This window comes from Streptomyces xylophagus, from assembly GCF_000716435.1.
GTDB classification, from domain to species: domain Bacteria; phylum Actinomycetota; class Actinomycetes; order Streptomycetales; family Streptomycetaceae; genus Streptomyces; species Streptomyces xylophagus.
Genome location: NZ_JNWO01000047.1, coordinates 15,444 through 37,286, shown reverse-complemented (window position 1 = coordinate 37,286; position 21,843 = coordinate 15,444). Strand labels below are relative to the sequence as shown.

The following is a 21,843-nucleotide window of genomic DNA, read 5'->3' as shown; positions in this document are numbered from 1 at the left end:
GCCCGAGAGCCACGGATGTACCGACTCGAACGGATCACGACGTGGAAAGAAGTCGACCGGCCACGACGGATCCGCGAGAACCAGACCCTGGCCACCGTCTCCGCAGCGCTCATCGACCAGTGGGAGCACAACCACGCGATAGAGGTCAGCGCCACCATCGACCAGACCCAGATCGAGCGGGCGCAACGGATCTTCGGCCAACGACTCGTCCCGGACGACCATGAGGAATTCGCCGCCGGCCGCAAGGTGACGATCCGCTTCCTGCGTCTGGAGGACGTGCGCGCACTGCTGCCGTTCGGGAGCGCCATCACTGTGCACGGCCCCACCGAAGCCAGGGCTCACCTCCGCGACCTCGCCACCAATCTTGCCCACCACTACGCGCCGTCACCAACGTACTGGCCCGCAACACCGGCGCAGGATTTCGGCATCGCCCCGGCAGGCTAAAGGCGCTATAGATGGCGCCGGGAATGGCAACGGTCGATGTGGTCAACAGTTCGCCGAGCTCGTCCACCAGGCAGCCCTGGGCCCAGCGGATGCGGTATCGGCCCCCGGGCGGTGGGAGTACTCGGTGACGGCACCGGGGGAGAAGATGGACCACCACAGGTGTCTGCGGGGGATCATGGCGCAGAGCAAGGCGGTGCAGGCCAGGGACCATCCCCGCATCTGATGGGAGCAGGGCAAGACCGCCGGGGTCTGGACTGACGGCGAGGGACCAACCCCGGGAGTGCGGGGAGCAGAGAGACGCGCTCATGTCGACTACGGGCCGCAGGGGCCAACCCGACGGGTGCGGGGCCACGTTCGCCCGGGGGGTTGGCAGGGACCATCCCCGCTGGTACGGGGAGCAGGACAGCCGGTTCTGGAACCGGCGCCAGACGTCGGGACCAACCCTGCGGCTGCGGGGAGCAGTTGCCGTTCTTGGGGAACGTGTGACCGGGGACGGGATCAACCCCGCGCCTGCAGGGTTGATCCCACCTTTGAAGCCGCGGTGGTCGACTTCTGGAACTGCTCCCCGCACCAGCGGGGATGGTCCCCAGAACCGGGCGGTGCGCCTGCTCAAGGAAGCGCGCTCCCTGGCCGGATGCAATCTCTCCCAGCCTCGGAACCGGTCCCAGGCCAGGGACCTCCCAGGGACTTTCACGCCTGTCCCAGGGAGTTTCCGCCGCGTAAGGAGAGAAGGCCCTGACAGTGCTGAAAGACACGAACGCGCTGGTCAGGGCCTATATTGTCAGCATTCGATGATGTTCACCGCGAGGCCCCCGCGCGCAATCTCCTTATACTTCACGCTCATATCGGCTGCTATCGCATGCGGAGCGAGCTGCCACTGGACGGAACAAGGCCAGTGGACTCGACGAAACTCGGCGGCTCAGGGCGATTTTCCGTTCGGGCGTTCCGAAACGGTGTGCAGGTCCAGGCTGTTCAGGATTCCGGCCCGCAGCGGATCGGTGTCGTGCAGACCGAGCTGGTCGGTCAGCGCGAGCGCGTGAACGCGTGCATCGTGGGCAGCGCCGGGCTGCGCACCCGCCTGGCAGGTATCGCCCAGACGGGCAAGCCCTCTGGCCGCGCTGAGCCGGTCTCCTGTCTGCCGGAACAGAGCGACGGCCCGCCGGTATTGGGCCGCCGCCTCGCCGTACTCGCCCAACCGCAGATGGACGTACCCGAGGCTGTCGTGGATGTGCGCCTGCCCGTTGAGATCACCCGCTTTCTCGGCCAGGGTCAGTGATTCGCGGCAGTGGGTCAACGCCCGGGAGTGGTGGCCGAGCTGCGCGAGGACCCAGCCGATGTTGTTCAGGGCGGCGGACTGTCCGGCGATGTCGCTGTCCGCCCGGTAGTGGTCCAGGCTGCTCCGCGCATGGGTGAGGGCACGCCGGTGGCGGCCCTCGGACTCGAAGAGCCGGGACAGGTGTTGATGGACCCGGGCCCGGCCCGGGTGGCTATCGAGTTCGCCGTAGAGGGCGAGAGCCCGGTGGTAGTGAGTGTGGGCTCTGGCGTGGTGTTCCAGCCGCTCCAGGGCGAGTCCGAGTCCACGGTGCGCATCGGCCCGGGCTGCCTTGTTCCGATGCCGTCGGGCGGCTTCGAGCGCCGTCGTCTGAGCGGTGGCGAGGGCCTGCCAGTGGCCGTTCCGATCGAGGAAGGTGATGAGAGTCGAGGCCAGTTCCCAGGAGCCCGGAGCGGGAGCCTGGGCCACGAGGGCGAGCAGGACGGGGTACTCGGCGGTGAACCAGTCCAGTGCGTCCTGATGGTCGGCGAGCTGCTCCGCCGTGGCTTGGGCCGGGGCGGGCCGGGGTGTCAGCAGGGCGTCGGCTCTGCGGGCCGTGCGCCGATAGTGGTCGAGCATACGGAGAGTGGCCCTCTCGCGGTCGGTGTCCTGGGCGTGGGCGAGTTCGGCGGCGTAGGCGCGCAGCAGGTCGTGCCACGTGTAGCGGCCGGGCCGGTGTTCGGTGAGCAGATGCGCGCGCGTCAGGTCGGCCAGCCGGGCCCGGGCCACGGGCGCGGGGACGCCGGCCAGCGCGGCGGCTGCCGGAACCGCGAGATCGGGCCCGGGATGTAGCCCCAACAGGCGGAACATGCGAGCGGTATCGGCGTCCAGGGCGCGATACGACCAGAAGAACACGGCGCGCACTTGGGTGGCCGGGTCGCCTGCGTCCAGGGCATCGAGGCGGGCACCGTCCGCGCGTAGTTCTTCCGCCAGCAGAGCGAGCGGGAAGCGCGGCTGGGCTGCGGCGCGCGCGGCCACCACCGCCAGCGCGAAGGGCAGACCCGCGCAGCGGGCGGTGATCTCCTGTACGGCCGCCGGCTCGGCGGCGATCCGGGAGCCGCCGAGCCGAGCCATGAGCAGCGCGCGGGCCTGGCCGGAGGTGAGCGGGTCGACGGTGAGAAGCTGCGCGCCCTCGGCCACGGCGAGGCTCGTGAGGCGGTTGCGGCTGGTGACCAGCGTGAAGGTGCCGGGGACGCCGGGCAGCAGGGGGCGGACCTGTTCCGCGTCGCGGGCGTTGTCGAGGAGGACCAGGACCTTCTGGCCGGCCAGCAGACTCCGGTACAAACCGGTCTGCTGTTCGAGTCCGGCGGGAATGCGGTCCGGCTGGACTCCCAGGGCGACCAGGAAGCCTCGTATCGCTTCCGCCGGTGTCGTCGCGGACGCCGTCGGGTCGAATCCACGCAGGTTCGCGTACAGCTGTCCGTCCGGAAAGGCGTGACGCGTTCGGTGCGCCCAGTACACGGCCAGCGTGGTCTTGCCGACGCCCGCTGTGCCTGCGAGAGCGGTGATCCCCGCCGTGCCGACCAGTTCGTCGAGTTGGGCCAGTTCACCGTGGCGGCCGGTGAACGCGGCTATGGGCGCCGGCAGTTGGGCCGGTGGAGAGCCCGTCCGCTCCAGTGGGGTACTCGCCCGCCGCGGAAGGGCGGCTGGGTTCTCCGCCGCGAGGGCAGCCGGCGCTCGGACGGACCGGTCCGGCCCGGGGGCGGGGGGCCGGCTCACGGGCGGTGCGGGCGCCGGGTCCAGGACGGTCGCCTGGATCTGCCGCAGCGCCGGTCCCGGTTCGATGCCCAGTTCGTCGGCGAGCCGGTGCCGCACGCGTTGGTAGTGGGCAAGGGCCTCGGCGGCGCGACCGCTGCCGTACAGGGCGAGCATCACCTGCCCGGCTAGGCGTTCGTCCAGGGGGTGGGCGGCAGCGCGTGCCCGCAGGCCGGGGAGCGCCTCGGAGTGTCGGCCGAGGCGTAATCGCAGGTCGTCGAGATCGAGTTGGGCCGCGAAGCGTTCCTGGTCGAGGCTGTCCCGCACGGAGTTGAACCAGGGTGTGTCGAGCGAGCCGAAGGCTTCGCCGCACCACCGGGCCAGGGCGTCCTCCAGCAGGGCCATGGCACACCGGTCGTCGGTCTCGCGGGCCTGGGCGACCAGGCGGCGGAAGTCGTGCACATCCACCGTGGCCGTGTCGGCCAGGGCAAGAACGTAGCCGCCCCCCTGCCGTGCGATCGCCACCTCGGCGGTGTCCGAAAGAGCCCGGCGCAGACGGGAGACGTAGCCGTGGAGGGTGGCGCGGGCCTGCCGGGGCTGTTCCTCGCCCCAGACGCGTTCGGCCAGTTGTCCGGTGGTGACGGGCTGCCCGGTGTCCACGAGGAGCGCGCCGAGGACGCTGCGCTGGCGGGTGTGCCCCAGCTGTGCGGGCCTGCCGTCGATGTGCGACTCGATGCTGCCGAGCACCGTGAGATGCACCGTCATGACCGCATACCTTCCAAAGGTCGGAGTCCGCTCACTCGTCATACCCGCCTGGCAAGGCCGATTCAAGGTTCGTCCAAGCCTTCCCCTGGACCCGCCGGACACAGTGAGGGGCCTCGAAACCGACGTCGGGGGGACGCGTTGAGCGGGCCACGTGCTGGGGCAGTGGAGCGACGCCGTGACTTCCGTCTGTACTGGCTGGCCGGCGTCACGGACCGGATGGGTACGCACGCCGCCGAGCTGACACTCGTACTGCTCGTGCTGACGGTTGGCGGGAGTCCGGCGATGGCCGGCCTGCTGGGGACGGTCGCGGTGGCCGTCCCGACCACGCTCGGGCCGGTCGCGGGTGTGCTCGCCGACCGGTGGTCACGGCGGCGGCTCATGCTCGGTTCGGCGGCGGTCGCGTTCGCCGCGTTCGGGGTGCTGACCTCGGCGGTGTTCCTCGACCGGGTCACGCTGCCGCTGCTGTTCGCCGTGACCGCGGTGGAGAGTGCCGCGGGGGCGGTGTACGTGGCGGCCGCCCGCGGCGCGATCCGGGCGCTGCTGCCCCCGGACAACCCGAGCGGCGCGGTGGCGGCGCTCCAGGCCCGCGATCAGGGGGCCGCGTTGCTGGGCCCGCTCCTGGGCGGAGTGCTGTATCAACTCGCCCGGTGGGCGCCGTTCGCGGCGAACGCCCTGTCGTACGCCGGGGCCGCGCTGTGTGTTCGCTCGATCCGGACGGAGCTGTCGGCGCCGGGCCGGCCGGGCCGGACGAAGTCCTTCGGGGATTCCGCCCGAGAGGGATGGAACTTCCTGTGGCACCAGCCGTTCCTGCGGTTCGCCCTGGTGTGGGGCGCGGGCGTCAACGCCGTGTTCACCGCGGCGTACTACTTCGTGCTGATCGCGGCCCGGACGCACGGCGCCTCGCCCGCGTCGGTGGGGCTGATGCTCAGCCTGGCCAGTGGGTGCGGTCTGGTGGGCGCGCTGGTGTCACCGTGGGTGCTGCGCCGCGTGCCCGCGGGGCGGCTCGTCGTCGGCTGTTCGCTAGCCATGGTGGTGCTGGTCGCGCCACTCGGCGCGGTGCGCTCCGTCTGGGCGTACGGAGTGCTCTTCGGTGCGGCGCTGTTCGTCGGGCCGATGCTGAGCGTGCTGTTCCAGACGCGTGCGATCGCGCTCGTCCCGCCCGAGCTGCAGGGCCGTACCGGTGCCGCCCTGGAGAGCGCCGTGAACGCCGTACAGCTCGTCGCGCCCGTCACGGCGGGCCTGTTGACCGGACTGCTGGACCCGGTGGCCGTCGGGCTGCTGCTCTCGGCGGTCCTGCTGGTCCTGGCCGGATACGCGTACGGCGGCCGTCGGCACTTCGACGACGTGCCGCCCGCACCGGTTCCGACATCCGTGTCACAAGGAGACTGACGTGGAGATGCAGCTGCGCGTGGCACCCGGCAGGCTTCCCTCGATCGCCGAACTCGCCCCGGACCGGGGGTGTTTCGTGGGCGCGGCCGAGGACCGGTGCGAGATCATGGCCTGGGACGTCGCGCGGGGTACGGCACGGCGGGTGACCGACCGACCGGGGCTCGGCACCGACATCGCGGACGTGGAGCCGGGCGGCGAGTTCCTCTGGTGGTTCGACGACGACCGTGCCGGACGCGGGAGTTGGCGGATCCAGTCGTGGGCCGGCGGCGTGGACCGACTGGCGTTGCCGCGCGTGCCGCCCGCGCTGAATGCGGGGTTGGCGATGGCCGCCGACGGGACCGCCGCTGTCGGGCTGATCGACGAGCGCGGGTTCTCGGTCCACCTCCGTTCGCCGGGCGGGGAGGTGCACACCGTCCTGGCCACGAGCGGCGGCGGTGAGCTGGTGGATCTGTCGGCCGACGGTTCCCTGCTGGCGGTGGAGCAGGAGTCGGCCGTACGCGTTCTGGACCGCTCGGGGACCGCGGTCGCCGAACTTCCCGGTCCGCTCTGGTCGGCGGGCTTCCGGCCGACAGCCGGCACACCGCTGCTCCTGCTGCTGGCCGAGTGCGACGGCGGCTATCAGCTGCGGACCTGGACGCCGGAAGGGGGACTGCGGTCGGCCGAGTGGTGCCGGTTCGAGTCGGAGCCCTCGACGAGCTGGTGTCCCGACGGCCGGGTGCTGGTCCGTCAGGACCTGCGGGGTCGCAGCTCGCTCTCCCTGGTGGACCTCGCCCGTCGGCAGTGCGCCGCGCTGCCCGTGCCGGCCGGGACCGTGCTCGACGCCCGTATGCAGCCGGGCAACGACCTGCACCTCGTGTGGACGGACACCAGGACACCACCGGCGCTGCGGACCTCGTCCGGTCGCCGGCCGCCCGGCACGCCGGAACTCCCCCCGGTGGAACTGCCGTTGACGCTCAGCGACCGGTGGACCGCCGGCCCCGGGGGGCAGGTCCACACCCTCTTCACCGCTCCGGCGGACGGGCCGGGGCCGTGGCCGACGGTGTTTCTGGTGCACGGTGGCCCGTTCCAGCAGGACCGGGACGCGTACGACCCCACCGTGGTGCTCCTGGCGGCCGCCGGGTTCGCGGTCGCACGGGTCAACTACCGCGGTTCGACGGGGTACGGGCCCGCCTGGCGCAACGCCTTCGACGCCGGGGTGGGCCTGCCCCAGGTCGCGGATCTCGCGGCGGCCCGCGCCGATCTCGTACGAGAGGGCCTCGTCGAGCCGACCCGGACCGCGCTCGCGGGCTGGTCCTGGGGTGGCTATCTCACCCTCCTCGCCCTGGGCACCCAGCCCGAACTGTGGCGAGCGGGGGCGGCGGTGTACCCCATCGCGGACAGCGCCGCCGCGTTCCGGGCGGGCACACCCGCGCTCCGCTCCCTGGACGCCCGGCTGTTCGGCGGCACTCCCGACCAGAAACCGCATCGGTACGCGAAGGCCTCGCCCATGACGTACGTCGACGCGGTGCGCGCCCCGGTGCTGCTGGTGGCCGGCGGCAGCGACGTCAAGTGCCCGCCGGAGCAGGTGGTCCGGTACGCGCAGGCGCTGCGCGCGCGAGGTCTCGCGCCGGAACTGCTGGAACTGGACACCGGGCACGAGAGCCGCCTGATGGACGACCAGGCGACGGTACTCACCACCGTCGTGTCGTTCCTCGGCACGCATCTGGGCGGCCGCGTCGGCGCCCGGGCGATGTGACCCGTACGACTCCGCCGGTCCACGATCCGGCGGCCGCACCTCGAGCCGATACGGAGAGGGGGTGAACAGCATGCGTAAAGCCGTCGTCCACAACGACCCGCTCGACCTCAAGAACCAGGAACGAGCCAACCGGGTCATCGTCGTCATCATCGTCAGCTCGTGACACCGCGGACGCCGGGACGTCCCGAGGGGCGTCCCGGCCGTCTTCGTCCGGCCCACGGGCCGATCCGTCCCATGCCTCGCACCCCAACCACCCAACGGACCTCGGACACCCGGGAGTCACTGTGAACATCGTCCTCGTCAACATGCCCTGGGCGCTCCTCGACGTGCCCTCCCTCGCGGTGGGCATCCTGCGCCGCAGCGCGGAAAACGCCTTTCCCGATGCCGAGGTGACCGTCGTCCACGGCAATCTCGACTACGTCGACTGGCTGCTGGAACGGCGCGAGTTCACCCTCAGCCAGTTCAACCTGCTCGCTCTGGACAGCTACTTCAGCGGCCTCGGCGACTGGGTCTTCTCCTCCGCCCTCTACCCCGACGACGACCCCGAGCGACGGATCAAGGAGATGACCGAAGAGCTCCCGCTGTCCGACAGTGACCGCGAACTGAGCATCGAACTGCATCGGTCGGCACCGGAGTTCGTCGACGAGCTGGCCCGGCGCATCATCGCCCTCGAACCGGACGTGGTCGGGTTCACTTCGACCTTCCAGCAGAACACCGCGTCACTGGCCACCGCCCGCGCCGTCAAGCTCGCCGCACCCCAGGTGCGCACGGTGTTCGGCGGCGCGAACTGCGACGGTCCCCAAGGGGCGGCGCTGCACCGCAACTTCGACTTCGTCGACTACGTGGTCCGCGGCGAGGGCGAGCAGGTCTTCCCCGCCCTGCTGGGCGAGCTGGCGAAGGGCACCCCCGCTCCCGAAGCGCTCGCCGACATCCCGGGGCTGTGCCTGCGCGACGGCGGCACCGTACGGGTCAACTCCATGAGTACGAAGCCGATGCGCCCGGCCGACATCGTCTCACCCGACTACGACGGGTACTTCGAGCGCCTCGAGGAGTCCAGGGCACGCGACTGGGTGGAGCCGAAGCTCGTGGTCGAGGGGTCGCGCGGTTGCTGGTGGGGCGAGAAACACCACTGCACGTTCTGCGGGCTCAACGGTTCGTTCATGGAGTTCCGCAGCAAGACCCCGGACGCCTTCTACGACGAGGTGATCCGTCAGGTCGAACGCCACCAGGTGCTCGACATGTACGTGGTCGACAACATCCTCGACATGAAGTACCTGTCCACCGTGCTGCCCAGGCTGCACGAGAGCGACTACGACCTGCGGCTGCAGTTCGAGATCAAGTCGAACATGCGGCGCGAGCAGCTCGAGACCCTGTACCGGGCCGGTCTGGTCAACGTCCAGCCGGGCATCGAGAGTCTGAGCAGTCGTGTGCTGAAGCTGATGGACAAGGGTGTCACCGGCTGTCTGAACGTACGGATGCTGCGGGACGCCGAAACCGTGGGGCTGTCGGTCTCCTGGAACTATCTGTACGGCTTCCCGGGCGAGCGTCCCGAGGACTATCTGCCGCTCGTGGCACAGTTCCCCGCCCTGCACCACCTGGCGCCGATGGAAGGGGTCGCCCGGATCGTCACCGAGCGGTTCAGCCCCAACTTCGACCGGCCCGAGTTCGGCTTCCAGCCGCTCAAGCCGGACGCCCAGTACCGGCGCAACTACAACCTGCCCGAGTCCGAGATGCTCGACCTCGGCTATCTCTTCACCGCTCCGCACCGCGGTATCGACGAGACGACCAGTGATGTGCTCAAGGCCGCGGGCGAACGCTGGCAGGCGGAGCACGTCCACAGCAGGCTCAGCGGTGTGGACCTCGACGACCGGATCGTCCTGGTCAGCCGGCGCAAGGACTTCGACTGGACCACGATGACACTTCAGGACCCCTTCGAGGTGGCCGTGTTCCGCCTGCTCGACCAACCGCACTCCGTGCCGGCACTGCTCCACAAGCTGGGCGGGGAGGCCTCTTCGACGAAGCTCGAGGCGCTGCTCTCCGACTGGTCGCGGCTCGGTCTGGTCTTCACCGACGACGAGCACTGGGTGCACATCGTGCCGACGGCCACCAACCAGGAACTGCTGCGCTTCGAGCGGATCTTCGACACGCGACGCAAGGGCACCACGGACGACGAAACGGAACCCGAGCCGAGTCTCGCGGGCTGACACAAGGAGTACGCGCCATGCCGACCACGACCCCGCTCACCCTGACCACCTGGCGAGACCACGACGAGGAGGTGCTCCAACTGCCCGTGATGAGCCCGCTGGTGACGGTGGTGGCCGAGTCCGCTACCCCGGCCGAGACCGCCGCGGAGCTGTACGGCAAGGGCGTGCGGCGGGTCACTCTGGACCGGCCCGCCGACCTGTCCGGGGCCACCGGAGCCCGGGCGATCGTCTCGACGATGCTGCTGGTGGGCGAACTCACCAGCTGGGGCATCGTCGTCGACTGGGACGTGGCGCTCGGCGCGGACCCGGAGGTCTGGCGGTCGTTCAACCACCTCCATCCGCCGCGTCAGATTCTGGACACGCAGAACGCGGAGGACATCCGGCAGGAGTGGCGTTCGACCTTTTACGTCGGCAAGTGCGTCTACCGCAAGGGCCCCGGCTTCGTACAGGTCCGCGACCGTCGTGCCGGAGGCCTGCTGGCTCGCTACACACTGGACGACCCCGCGTATCTGGAAGCGGTCGACCGGCTGTCGGCGGGCTGCCCGGCCGACGCGGTGCCCTCCGCGGTGCTGGACCACCTGGTCGGCGAGAGCCTCGCCGGCCGAGCCGGCCAACTCGCCTGGTGGCTGCCGTACAGGGTCCACCGCTGGCCGTGGCCCTCGTTCGCGGTCTAGTGTGATGCGCCGAAATCCTGAAGGTCAGTTCTGCTCTGTCTTCTGGCTGTCGGGTCCGACCTTGGTGAGGTAGTCGGCGAGGGAGTTGAGGATCTCGTCGGCGGTCTCGGTCCAGGTGAAGGGCCGCGGGTTCTTGTTCCAGGTGTCGATCCATGTGGTGATGTCGTCCTCCAGTGCCTTCACGGAGGTGTGGACGCCGCGGCGGATGAGCTTGTCGGTCAGCAGACCGAACCACCGCTCCGCCTGGTTCATCCAGGAGGAGCCGGTGGGGGTGAAGTGGACGTGGAAGCGCGGGTGTCTGCCCAGCCACGTCCTGATCTCGGCGGTGTTGTGTGTGGAGAATCGCCACGATCGTTCTTGCCGTCCTGCGCCATGACCAGCGCCTTGCCGACATGGCGGGCGGCAACCGCATCTCCGCTGCCACGGTGCGCCGTTGGGTCCTGGAAGTGGTCGAGCTGACCTGCCCCACCATTTGGGCTCCAGGCTCGGTGACTAACCGGCAGCCGGGGTGGTGTCGTTCTCGGAGAGTAGTTCGTACTCGATGGGGGTGCGGTAGCCCAGTGCTGAGTGTCGTCGCCGGCGGTTGTAGAAGATCTCGATGAACTCGAAGATCGCGTTGGCCAGTTCGACCCGGGTCTTCCACCGTCTGCGGTTGAGCAGCTCGATCTGCATCGAGGACCAGAACGACTCCATCATCCCCTCCCGGAAGCCGCCAGAACTCCGGGGGCCCTCGGTGCCGTCCGTTGCAGCGTCGAAGAGCTGGTCCGTCATCGGTATCAGCGACAGGCCCTGGCCGAGAGAGGCCACCTGAGCGGCAGGCAAGTCCCGTGAGGCGCCACGGAGCACCTCGTCTTTGGCGATGACTGCCTGCAGTTCATAACCCATCCCACGCCCCCTCCACCGATCGGAGGCCCCATCTTGTCGCACGCGTTGACGCCGAACCCGCGTGGCACCCCACGGCCAGAACCCTCCCCCTCCAGCGGGTTCCGGCGAGAGCACCCTTCAGATTCCTCGAACCCGCTGGTTTCGGAATGCGACTGGCGGTGGGCGACTAGGCGCTCGCAGACGTGAGTCGGCGCAGCGCCCGCTGTTGCCGTGCAGACAGGTGTCTTCGGGCCGGAACAGGGATCCTCTGCTGCTTCCTCGTTCTGCCGAGGCCTCGCAGCGGCTCGCGGTGCATCAGCCCGGGCCGTTGTCGCCAAGCTCGTGTTGTCCGTCCGCACGCTGAACGAGTCCCCGCTCGTGCGGGCCGGGCCGAGTCCCGGCCCGCACACGTTGTCTTGCAAGGTCGGAGGTGACCTCGCGGGTTCAGCCCGTGTAGGTCGCGAAGAGTTTGGAGAACTGGTACGGGGTCTGGGGGATGTTTGTGCACTTGCTCAGGGCGCCGGTGCAGGCGTTTCCGTCGCGGGTGACGTCCCAGAAGCCCAGCTCGCCCAGGTGGTTCTGGCGGGCGAAGGTGAGCACCTGCTGTGCGTCGGCGGCGGTGAACACTTCACTGGCGGTGTCGTTCTGGCCGAGCATCGGGGTGAGTCCGACCGTGGCCCAGGTCTGGGCGGTGGTGAGGTTCGGCCACACCGAGGCGATCTGGGCGCGGGTCGAGGTCGCGGCCTGGATGGCGTACGTGCCCATCTTTCCGGACGGGTTGGGTGCGGCGCTGTCGCCGTAGTCCATGGCCATCAGGTTGAGGGTGTCGACGTTCAGGTTGTGCGACTTGGCGGAGTTGAGGATGTAGAGGCCGTCCGCGGTCAATCCGCTGGGCAGGACCGGGAGAGTGAGCGTGACCTTGAGGTCGCGGCCCTTGGCGCGCTGTGCGGTCTGGACGGCGGCGACGGCCGTGGAGCGCCGGTCGATCGAGGCGTGGTCGACGGTCGCGGCGCCTTCGATGTCGAAGTCCACGCGGTCCAGGGCGTAGGCGTCCACGACCTTCTGGTACTGCGCCTGGAGCGCGGTGGTGCTGGTGCAGGCGAGGGCGAGTTCGGTGCCCGACGCGCCGCCGAAGGACGGCCGTACGTCACCGCCCATCGCGCGCAGCGAGTCGAAGTCCGCCCGGTCCCAGGCCGCGCCCGGGTCGAAGGAGTTGAACCAGCTCGCGTTGCAGCCGGCCGACCCGGCGGTGATGAAGCCGAGCGAGAACTGTCGCAGCCCGGTGTTGGTGGCGATCTGTGTGAGGTTCGGCGTCGGGTAGGCGCCGAGGTCGATGAAGGGGGCCGCCACGCCGGGGGTGGTGCCGCTGCCCGCGGTCGCGGTGAGTGTCGCGGAGTGCGCCGACTCGTTGTTGGAGTCGTCGAGCGCGGTCACCGTGAAGCTGTGACTGCTGCCGGGAAGCAGGCCGGTCACCGTGAAGGTGGTGCCGGCGCCGGAGGTGGTGGTGATGACGTTGCTGCCCTCGTAGACCCGGTAGCCGACCACGCCGACGTTGTCGGTCGAGGCGTTCCAGCCCAGCGTGACACTGCCGGGGCCGGTGGTCCGGACGGTGAGGCCGGTGGGCGTCGAGGGTGCGACGGTGTCGGCGGGGACGCCGGCGCAGGGGCCGTTGTTGATCAGGCAGGCGCTCGGCGGGACGACCGAACCGGTGTAGCTGAAGTCCATGCCGACGACGGGCGCGGAGTCACCGGGGGCGAGCGGGGCTTCCCAGGTGGGGGAGGTGATCGTGTACTGCGTCCCGCTGTGGGTGACCGTGCCGTTCCACGAACTGGTGACGGCCTCGGTGGCGGGCAGGGTGAAGGTGATGGTCCATGAAGTGACCGTGTGGGTGGACTTGTTGGTGACCGTGTAGCCGCCCTCGAAGCCGGTACCCCAGGTGGAGGTGATGCCGAAGGAGGCGATCAGACCGGTGTTGTCGGCCGCGTGGGCGGCCGGGGTGGCGAACGTGGCCATGCCGCCGGCCATCAGGGCGGCGGTCAATGCGGCGTGCAGCGAGGCACGTCTCATGCGGATGCTCCTCCGTGGGGCGAGGCCGCGCACGGCGTGGCGCCGGTACGCGGAGTGCGGTGCCCTGCACGCCCGTCGCACGGTGGAGGGGTGCGGGTGGGGAGGAGCCGTGCGACGTGATCAGGGCGGGGTGAGGCAGGGGAAGACCGTCGAACGGCGAGTGGTGAAGTTAATCGGAAACTTTCCTTACATCTGCCTGCGTGACGAAGCGTGGCTGGCCGCGTCGGCCGGCGTCAAGAGATCCGCGAAAGATTCGTCTAGACCAATTCTCGTCCCGGGGGCGCGAGTTGGGGCCGGAGGCGGTGGGGACGATGTCTTCGGCTTCCGCCGCGATCGTCGCGAGGGTGTGGACCACTCTCGCGATCGCCCGCGCACGACACCCGCCGCCTGCTGCGCCTCTCGGAGGTGAGTCCGGTGACGTCGGAGAAGGCAGCCCCGAGGTTCGGTTCGAGGACAGCGGAACCAAGGACGGCTCCGGCCCCGTCACCATCACCGCTCCTTCCGGATCCTGCCCACCGGGCTGCCCCATCGGTGCCGACGTCGCCGGAACGCGGGAGGGGGAGTCCATGCCCCTCCCGCGGATGGTCACCGCAGTCCGCTGTAGGCGGCCATGATGATCTCCATGCCGCGGCTGTCCTCCTGCTGCTCCCGGTCGAGCATCTGGTTCATCACGTAGGCCACCGTCATGCGCGAATCAGGGTCGCTCGCGACCAGTGAGCCGCCCCATCCGCCCCAACCGAACATATTGCCGAATTTGCCGAAGCCCACAGTCCAGGACATCGGAGTCCGCAGTACCCGGTCCTCACCGTGGAACACCTCCTGCCACGCGGGCTCGCAGCCCTGGGGGGACAGCAGCCGGACGCCACCGGCGGAACCCCGGTTCGCCAGGACCGACTGGACGAGAGCGACGGAGCGGGCGTTGCCGAAGCCATTCACCGCGGGGATCTGCGCACGACGCCAGGCCACAGAGTTGGCATCCCTGACCCGGACCGCGACACCGTCGTACTGCCGGCGTGTGCCGTCCTGTCCGGGCGGTGCGCTGGAGGCATACGCGTCGGTCAGCGACGGCGGCGCGATGAGCGGGGCGACGCGCCGGTCGTCGTCGGCGGAGAGCCCGATGTGGAAGTCCGCGCCCAGCGGCTTGGCCACCTCCTCGGCAAAGAAATCGCCGAGGAACTGCCCGGTGATGCGACGGACGATCTCACCGATCAGGAATCCGAAGGTGAGCGCGTGGTACCCGGCGGCGGTTCCCGGTTCCCACTCGGGAGTCTGCGCGGCCAGCCCCGCCGTCACGCTCTGCCAGTCGTAGAGGTCCTCGACCGCCGACGGCCCGGACAGGTCCGGCAGCCCCGCGGTATGGGACAGCACGTGGCGCACCAGCAGACGCTCCTTGCCCGCCGCCGCGAATTCGGGCCAGTAGGCGGCGACCGGCGCGGAGAGATCAAGCCGGCCCTGGTCGGCCAGGACGAGCGCGCACAAGGCGGTCATGTTCTTGGTCGTCGAGTTCACGCCCGTGAGGGTGTCGTGCTCCCAGCCGACAGTGCGGTCCGCGTCGGCGTACCCGCCCCACAAGTCGACCACCGGCTCGCCGTCGAGGTAGACGGCGACCGAGGCGCCCACATCGTCCTTGCCGAGCGAAGCCGCGAGGGCCGTCTCGACTGCGGCGAACCGCGGCTCGCACAGCCCCTTAATATCAGTCATGTGCGCCAGCCTCAGGCAACGCCGAGGCCACCCGCCCGACAATTCCCGCACGGCTTCCGTCGGGCAGAGCGCGAAGAGATCACCTACACCTGAAGACGGCCCGGCCCGCGGTATCGGCAGCTGGTCTCGCGGGCTCGGAACGGCGTGTGCGTCACGACAGCACACCCGACCGTAGGAGCTGCCGCAGCCCAAGAGCGCATTCCCGCGGCGGAGACCCGAGGAAAAGAGGGACGGACACACGTGCTGGAGCGGCTGAATCAGGCACTGGACCACCTGGAGGCCTGCCTCGACCGGGACGTCGACGTGGCCGAGGCCGCCCGGATCGCCGCGGTGTCGGAGTACCACTTCCGGCGGTTGTTCTCCGCCCTCGCAGGGATGCCGCTCCCGGTCTACGTACGGCGCCGCAGAATGACCCTCGCAGCGGCCGAGGTGCTGGCCGGGCAACGCACGCTGCTCGATGTCGCGGTGCGGTACGGCTACGGCTCGGGCGAGGCGTTCGCCCGCGCGTTCCGGTCTGTGCACGGCATTGGCCCGGGCGAGGCCCGGCGCAAGGGTGCACTGCTCACGGCACAGCCGCGGATGTCCTTCCGCGTCGTCGTCGAAGGCAGTACGACGATGCGCTACCGGATCGTCGAGAAGGAGGCGTTTCGGATCGTCGGCAGGAAGGCGCTGGTCCCGCTGGTGCACGAGGGGGTCAACGCGGCCGCCGCGGCGCACCTGGAAACCCTGGACGAGCGGGCGATCGTACGGATGAAGGAGCTGGCCGACCGGGAACCCGAGGGGATCGTGTCGGCTGCGGTGTATCTGAGCGACAGTCGGGAAGAGGGGGCCGCGGCGGACTACTGGATCGGCGTGGTCACCGGCCCGGAGTCGGTCGTCGAGGACCTCGACGTCCTCGACGTGCCGGCCGGGACCTGGGCGGTCTTCGACAACGACGGGGCCTATCCGAGCGCGCTCCAGGAACTGTGGCGGGACGTGTTCACGCAGTGGTTCCCCTCGAACCCGTACACGAGCCGGCCAGGTCCGGAACTCCTGCGGACGCAGCCGGTGGAGATCGGCGAAGAGACCCACTCCCAGCTGTGGATCCCGATCGAGCGGAGCATCGGGAACACCGGCGCGTGACCGCCGGTCCGCCGACCGGTGAGGATGCTCCGGCTCGTCAGAAGCCCGCCCTGACCTCGACCTCACGGCCGGTCCGCAGCGCTCTCGGGCCCGTCTCCGCCTTCAAAGGCAGTCCGACGGGCCGACCGTGACGCAGGCCATGATTCCTGTCGTCCGATCCTGGAATGCGTGAGTAGGTGCCTTGGCTGTGGCGCTCGTAGACTTTCCCTGCCCCAGGGGCGCATCGGGCAACGGCGGCCGACGCGACAGGCTACAGAAACAGGGCGATCGGGACGCATCACGGTCCGCCCACTTCACCCGCATCCGCACGTAAACCGCCGCCCGCGAAAGGTACTCGCGCTCCATGCCACTGGCCCTGCTGGCCCTTGCCCTCGTCGCGTTCGGAATCGGTACGACCGAGTTCGCCACGATGGGACTGCTGCCCCAGATCGCCGACGGCGTCGGCGTGTCCGTGCCGCACGCGGGCAATCTCGTCTCCGCCTACGCGCTCGGTGTCGTCGTCGGGGCGCCCGTCCTGACCGGCATCGGCGCGCGCATCGCCCACAAACGGCTCCTGCTCCTGCTGTCCGCACTGTTCGTGATCGGCAACGTCGCCTCCGCTCTCGCTCCGAACTTCGGTCTGCTGTTCGCCGCACGATTCCTGGCGGGCCTGCCCCACGGAGCACTGTTCGGCGTGGGCGCTGTGGTGGCCTCGCGGCTGGTCGCCCCCGAACGCGCCGGGCGGGCCGTGTCGAGGATGTTCCTCGGACTCACCGTCGCCAACATCGTCGGCGTTCCGGCCGGCACCGCCCTCGGGCAGCATCTCGGCTGGCGGTACGCCTACTGTGCCGTCGCCGTCATCGGACTTGTCGCGCTGGCCGCGCTGGCCGCCTTCGTCCCCCATCAGCCCCGCGGCAACCAGTCCGGCATCCGGCACGAACTGCGGGCGATGGGCAACCGGCAGGTCGCCCTCGGCCTGGCCACCGCCGTCGTCGGATTCGGCGGCTTCTTCGCCGTATACAGCTACCTGGTGCCGATCCTGACCCACGTGACCGGCCTCTCCGACTCCTCCACCACCTGGGTCCTCGCGCTCTACGGCATCGGAATGACGCTGGGCACACTGATCGCGGGCCCGCTCACCGACCGGGCCCTGCGTCCGACGTTGTACGGAGGCCTCTTCCTGCTCGGCTCGACGCTCGTGGCGTTCTACTTCACCGTGCACAGCACTGTCCCCGCCCTGGTGACCCTCGTGTTCATGGGCGCGATGGGCGCCTTGGTCACCACCCCCGTGCAGATGCTGCTCATGGCCAAGGCGAAGAACGCCCCGACGATGGCCGCGGCCTCCAACCACTCCGCCTTCAACCTGGCCAACGCCGGCGGAGCCTGGCTCGGCGGCCTGGCCATCTCCGCAGGCTGGGGCTGGGCCTCACCGGCCCTGGTCGGCGCGACGCTCGCCGCAGCCGGCCTCGGCCTCGCCCTCCTCGCAGGCTTCACGGACCGCGAAGGCGGCGGCTCCACACTGATCACCGCCTCACCGGCCCGGACCCCGGCAGAGCCTGTGTCGACGACGTCTCCAACGCGGACCGGTGGCGACGCCTGAAGATGCCCCCCTTCACAGGCCCGGTTCGTTGAACCGGGCCTGTGGCAGGTGATCAGCGTCGAGGTCCGGGCGGAGATCCACCGGCTTCACCGGCCCGAGCGGAGGCTGGAGGCGGCGGGGCCGGCAGACGGGTGGCGACACCGCTCCCGTCACCCGAGGCCCCGAACACCGTTCCTGCCGGTTCATGACGTCAGCACGATCCTGCCGAACACCGTGCCCGCGTCCAACGCGTGGTGGACCCCCTGTTACCTGATCCGACGACGGCACCTCATGGACGACCGGGCCGTAGGGGGATTGCTTGGCAGATCAGGCCGTCACGAGTGTCAGGCCGTAGGTGCTGAGGATTTCGTTGACCGGCTGGAACCAGGTCTGGCCGCCGCTGGTGCAGTTGCCCCAGCCGCCGGAGGTCACGCCCTGGGCCTGGTCGCCGGTGATGAACGAGCCGCCGGAGTCGCCGGGCTCGGCGCAGACGCTGGTGCCGGTCAGCTGATAGACCGATCCCTGGCTGTAGTTGACGGTCTCGTTCTGGGTGAGGACGGTGCCGCAGTGCCAGTGGGTCGTCGAGCCGGAGCGGCACACCGACGAGCCGACCGGCGCGACCGCGGAGCCGCGTACCAGGACGTCACTGACGGTGCCCCAGCCCAGCACGACCGGAACGGTCCACCAGCCGTTGCCGATCCGGATGTACGAGTAGTCGTTGCCCGGGAACGACGAGCCGGCGAAGGTGCCCATCGCCGAGCCGTCCCAGCCGGCCACCGAGCTGCCGGGTGTTCCGCAGTGTCCGGCGCTGACGAAGCCACCGACCACGGAGAATCCTATGGAGCAGCGGGTGTTGCCGTTGATGTAGTACGGGTCGCCGCCGACGGTCCCCGCGGCGAAGGTCTGCGGCTGCTGTTCCGTGGCGACGCTGTTGATGGTGAGCATTCCGGTCTTGCGCGCGGGGGCCAGGAACTTCGTTACGGCCGCGCTGTGTTCGGCTCCCTTGCCGACCTCTGCCACGACCTTGCTGGTGCGCGGGTCGACGTGCCAGCTGCGGACGGCCGTGGGGGCACCGTCCGTCCTGGCAACGTTGTCGAGTGCCGTTTTCGTGGCGTCGAGGGTGTGTGCGCTGTGCGCGACCCGTACGACGGTGGCGCCGGTGGACCGTACGGAATCGGCCTCGGCGCCACCAGTGTGGGTGAGCCCGACGACGAGGGTGCCGTGCGCCGCGTCGTACCAGGAGCCGCCGAAGGTCTGCCCCGCCGCCCGTTCGGCCCGGGGTGCGAGCTTCGTGGCGGCTGCTTCCCGCGCCAGCCTGGTACGTGCCTGCGACGCGGTCAGTCCGAGGTCCCGTTGGAGGGCGGTGGTCAGGCCGGGGGAGAGGGCCCGGGCAGAGGTCGGCTGGGACGGCGACGCGGCGGCGGGTGTCAGGCCCAGGGCTCCGGTGCCCAGGGCGAGCAGGGCGGACAGGCCCAGGCAGAGTTTCGTGGGGCTTCTCATGGAACGCTCCTTCATTTCCGTGTGGGGCGGGAAAGGTGGGGATCGGTGGGGCGCCGGTCCCCGGTGTGCGGATTGTGGTGTGCTCATGTCAGTCGCGGGGGTGGGTCAGACGAGCCGCCAGAGGTGGTCGGAGGTGCCGTTGTCGTTCCACTGCGTGACCTGGGCGCCGTTGGCCTGCGAGGCGCCGTCGACGGCCATGAGCTTGCCGCTGCGTACGTTGACGATCTTCATCCAGCCGTCGCCGTTGTCGACGAACCGCCAGAGATGGTCCTGGGTGCCGTTGTCGTTGTACTGCTGGACGTGGGCGCCGTCGGCGGTGCTCTGGTCGTGGACGGCGAGCAGCTTGCCGCTGTTGCGGTTGTAGATCTTGACGGTGCCGTCGCCGTTGCCGCTGTCGACCACGGTCCACTCGTGGTCGGCGGTGCCGTTGTCCTGGTACTGGGTGACCTCGGCGCTGTCGGCCAGGGACATGCCGCTGACGGCGAGCAGCTTGCCGGAATTCTTGTTCTGGATACGTTTCCAGGAGACGGAGTCGCCCGCCGGGGCGTTCAGCAGAGCGAGGACACCGCCGATCACGGGCCGGTCGGCGAAGCCCCGCTGGGCGCCGGTGGCGACGACGTACCAGTCGGTGAACGGCACCCGCGAGGGCGTGCTGTTCGCGAAGCCGTAGACCCCGTTGATCAGCATGGTGCGGGTGTCGGCGTGGTCGGCCAGCCAGGCCGCGGTCCACATCTCCCAGTCGGTCTTGGTGTAGTCGTTGCGCGGGTCCAGAAGCACCCCGTAGGTGCCCGCCTGGGACAGATACCAGGCGGCCTCCTGCACGGCCACTCCGGTGGGCACCAGGTCCACGCCCAGCAGGCGGTCGGCGTAGCCGTTGTACTTCAGGCTCCAGGTGCCGTCCTGGTCGTAGGCGAGCTTCAGGTGGGTGCCCGAGGAGTCCTGGGCCAGGGTGACCCACCGGCTGATGTAGCCGCGGGCGAGGGCCTCGTAGTGCGAGGCGTCGGAGGCGTTGGACACCGCCTTGGCCACCACGCTCATCGCGCCGACGCCGATGATGCCCTTGAGCGCGAGGTTGGCGCTGTGCGCGATCCAGCCGGTGAAGTCGTCGGTCTGGTTCTGGTTCTCCGGGTCGAGGGTGTTGGCCACCAGGTACTCGGCCCACTGGCGCAGGATCGCGTAGTGCGTGCTCGCGAAGGAGGCCGCGTCGGCCGCCGGAAGGCGCTGGGCCACGGCCGCCGCCATGATCAGCATGTTGGCGGACTCCTCGATCGGCATGGCCTCCTCGTTGCCGTCCAGGTGCCCGGTCGCGTTCGGGTAGCTGGAGCCGAGGTCGTGCTCGGCGTACGGCTTGGGCCAGCCCTCCTTCTCCGCGTAGTCGAAGTGCGGTTCGAGCAGCAGCCGCAGATACGCGGGCGAGAGGTGCAGGTAGGCGGGGGAGGCCGGGTAGAGGACGTCGACGGTGGAGAAGTTGCCGTTGGAGGAGATCTCCTTGAGCATCGCCCACGGCGAACCGTTCCGGTCGACGAGTTCCGTCCCGGCCGCGGCCTGACGCACGGCCAGAGCGCAGACGGCGGCGTAGCGTTCACCGATGTCACCCCCGCCCGCGGCACTGACGGCGTCGTCGTGGACGGCCTTGTCGAAGGCGACGGCGGCGGACAGGGCGGCGGCGCGGTCGTCTTCGAACCAGTCGAGCATCGCGGTCCACGAACTCCAGTAGTGCGTCCACCACGGGTTCAGGCCGGCGCCGAGGTAGCTCACCGCCGGGGTGCGCACATGGCCGACGACGATCCGGAACACCGCCGACGGGGCGGACGCGGTGACGGTGCCCAGGTTCTGGTTGAGGCCCAGCACGGGCCAACGGTCGTTGATCGCGCGGGGCTGGGCGGTGTCGGAGGTGCCGGCCAGCGTCCCGTTCGCGGCGGACGCCGCCCGTACGACGGTGTCCTGGCCGATCTGCCAGGACAGCCCGCTCACGGTGGGGGCGGCCAGCACCAGCGAACCCCACGATGCCTGGTCGTTGTGCTCGGCCAGCTCCGCCGGGGAGGCAGGCTTGCAGGTCAGGGCGGTCATGCTGCCGGTCGTCTGCTCGGCCCAGGTGACCTGGGTGGTGTTGTCGCCGTGCACCCACTCGGCGGAGGCGTCGACGTGCACGTCGACGGTGTGACTCGCCCCGTCGCTGCTGGCGGCCTGGACGCTGATGTAGCTCAGCGGCACACACTGACGCTGCAGATTGCCGAGATCCACGGGGGAGAAGAAGGTGACCGTCAGCGTGACACCGCTCCCGGTGAGTGTGAAGATCGACCGGGTGGCCGTGAGCTGCAGCGACGTCTGCGTCATTGTGCTGAGGGACGGGCCGCCGGGCAGCGCCGGAGCGCCGAGGAAAACGTAGGGAGTGCCGTCGATACGGGCGATGCCGGCCAGCGCGGTGATCCGCCCGTTCCAGAAGGTGGGCCAGGTGCCGGCCAGGCTGTCCCCGGCCAGCCAGGTGGTCAGGTACGGGGACCTCACGGCGAGTGGGGTGGCGGGCGGGCGCAGTGGGCTGAACGTCGACGTCGCGTCCTCGACCGCGGAGGGGGCGGCATGAGCGGCCGACCCGTCGATGGCGAGGGTGCCCAGGACGCCTGCGGCGGCCACTCCTCCCCAGCGCAGCAGGTCACGTCTGGACAGCGGTGCCGGTTCGGGGGCGGGGCGGGGGCGGTTGTCGTCCTCGGGGTGGGGCATGGGGGCTCCTTCGACGGGCAACGAGCGTTCGACATCGTTGTCAGCGCGCCCTGCTGACGGGGTGTCACGGCAGAACATGCTTCGCGCCAACA

The 21,843-nt window shown here is 70.0% G+C and carries 11 protein-coding genes and 3 pseudogenes; 7 read left to right on the top strand and 7 right to left on the bottom strand.

What is annotated here, in order from left to right; all coding sequences use genetic code 11:
- Positions 1-444, top strand: a pseudogene (locus OO70_RS48355) (hypothetical protein); the annotation flags it as partial.
- Positions 445-1,363: 919 nt separating this feature from the next.
- Here the strand turns inward: OO70_RS48355 and OO70_RS48350 are convergent.
- Positions 1,364-4,216 carry an AfsR/SARP family transcriptional regulator gene (locus OO70_RS48350; protein WP_051742412.1) on the bottom strand — a complete coding sequence of 951 codons (2,853 nt, stop codon included), beginning with the start codon at positions 4,214-4,216 and terminating at the stop codon, positions 1,364-1,366.
- A 162-nt stretch (positions 4,217-4,378) separates the two neighbouring features.
- Here OO70_RS48350 and OO70_RS48345 point away from each other — a divergent pair, with 162 nt between their 5' ends.
- From OO70_RS48345 to OO70_RS48330, 4 genes are all read left to right on the top strand, one after another.
- Complete coding sequence (locus OO70_RS48345) at positions 4,379-5,605, top strand: MFS transporter (protein WP_051742411.1); 1,227 nt, start codon at positions 4,379-4,381, stop codon at positions 5,603-5,605.
- A gap of 7 nt (positions 5,606-5,612) precedes the next feature.
- Positions 5,613-7,340 carry an alpha/beta hydrolase family protein gene (locus OO70_RS48340; protein ID WP_234337128.1) on the top strand — a complete coding sequence of 576 codons (1,728 nt, stop codon included), beginning with the start codon at positions 5,613-5,615 and terminating at the stop codon, positions 7,338-7,340.
- Positions 7,341-7,624: 284 nt separating this feature from the next.
- Complete coding sequence (locus OO70_RS48335) at positions 7,625-9,544, top strand: RiPP maturation radical SAM C-methyltransferase (protein ID WP_043687323.1); 1,920 nt, start codon at positions 7,625-7,627, stop codon at positions 9,542-9,544.
- A gap of 17 nt (positions 9,545-9,561) precedes the next feature.
- The gene (locus OO70_RS48330; protein ID WP_043687321.1) at positions 9,562-10,218 is read left to right on the top strand and encodes a DUF5825 family protein; all 657 of its coding nucleotides are present in this window, start codon (positions 9,562-9,564) and stop codon (positions 10,216-10,218) included.
- 24 nt (positions 10,219-10,242) lie between these two features.
- Here OO70_RS48330 and OO70_RS48325 read toward each other — a convergent pair.
- The 4 genes and pseudogenes from OO70_RS48325 to OO70_RS48310 all read right to left on the bottom strand — a co-directional run.
- A pseudogene (locus tag OO70_RS48325) lies at positions 10,243-10,560 on the bottom strand (IS630 family transposase); the annotation flags it as partial.
- A 150-nt stretch (positions 10,561-10,710) separates the two neighbouring features.
- Positions 10,711-10,929 (bottom strand): annotated as a pseudogene (locus OO70_RS48320) (IS3 family transposase); the annotation flags it as partial.
- Positions 10,930-11,526: 597 nt separating this feature from the next.
- Positions 11,527-13,149 carry a cellulose binding domain-containing protein gene (locus OO70_RS48315; RefSeq protein WP_043687316.1) on the bottom strand — a complete coding sequence of 541 codons (1,623 nt, stop codon included), beginning with the start codon at positions 13,147-13,149 and terminating at the stop codon, positions 11,527-11,529.
- A 585-nt stretch (positions 13,150-13,734) separates the two neighbouring features.
- Positions 13,735-14,850 carry an EstA family serine hydrolase gene (locus tag OO70_RS48310; protein ID WP_043687314.1) on the bottom strand — a complete coding sequence of 372 codons (1,116 nt, stop codon included), beginning with the start codon at positions 14,848-14,850 and terminating at the stop codon, positions 13,735-13,737.
- 240 nt (positions 14,851-15,090) lie between these two features.
- On the opposite strand from OO70_RS48310, the gene OO70_RS48305 reads away from it, so the two are divergent.
- Both OO70_RS48305 and OO70_RS48300 read left to right on the top strand, forming a co-directional pair.
- The gene (locus OO70_RS48305) at positions 15,091-15,972 is read left to right on the top strand and encodes an AraC family transcriptional regulator (protein ID WP_043687312.1); all 882 of its coding nucleotides are present in this window, start codon (positions 15,091-15,093) and stop codon (positions 15,970-15,972) included.
- Between the two features lie 343 nt (positions 15,973-16,315).
- Positions 16,316-17,551 carry an MFS transporter gene (locus OO70_RS48300; RefSeq protein ID WP_043687311.1) on the top strand — a complete coding sequence of 412 codons (1,236 nt, stop codon included), beginning with the start codon at positions 16,316-16,318 and terminating at the stop codon, positions 17,549-17,551.
- A gap of 306 nt (positions 17,552-17,857) precedes the next feature.
- Here OO70_RS48300 and OO70_RS48295 read toward each other — a convergent pair whose 3' ends face one another.
- A complete protein-coding gene (locus OO70_RS48295; RefSeq protein ID WP_043687309.1) occupies positions 17,858-19,030 on the bottom strand; it encodes a S1 family peptidase in 1,173 nt (390 codons plus the stop codon).
- 105 nt (positions 19,031-19,135) lie between these two features.
- Positions 19,136-21,751: a glutaminase domain-containing protein gene (locus OO70_RS48290; protein ID WP_051742409.1), complete on the bottom strand. Its 2,616-nt coding sequence runs from the start codon at positions 21,749-21,751 to the stop codon at positions 19,136-19,138.
- Positions 21,752-21,843: the final 92 nt, after the last annotated feature.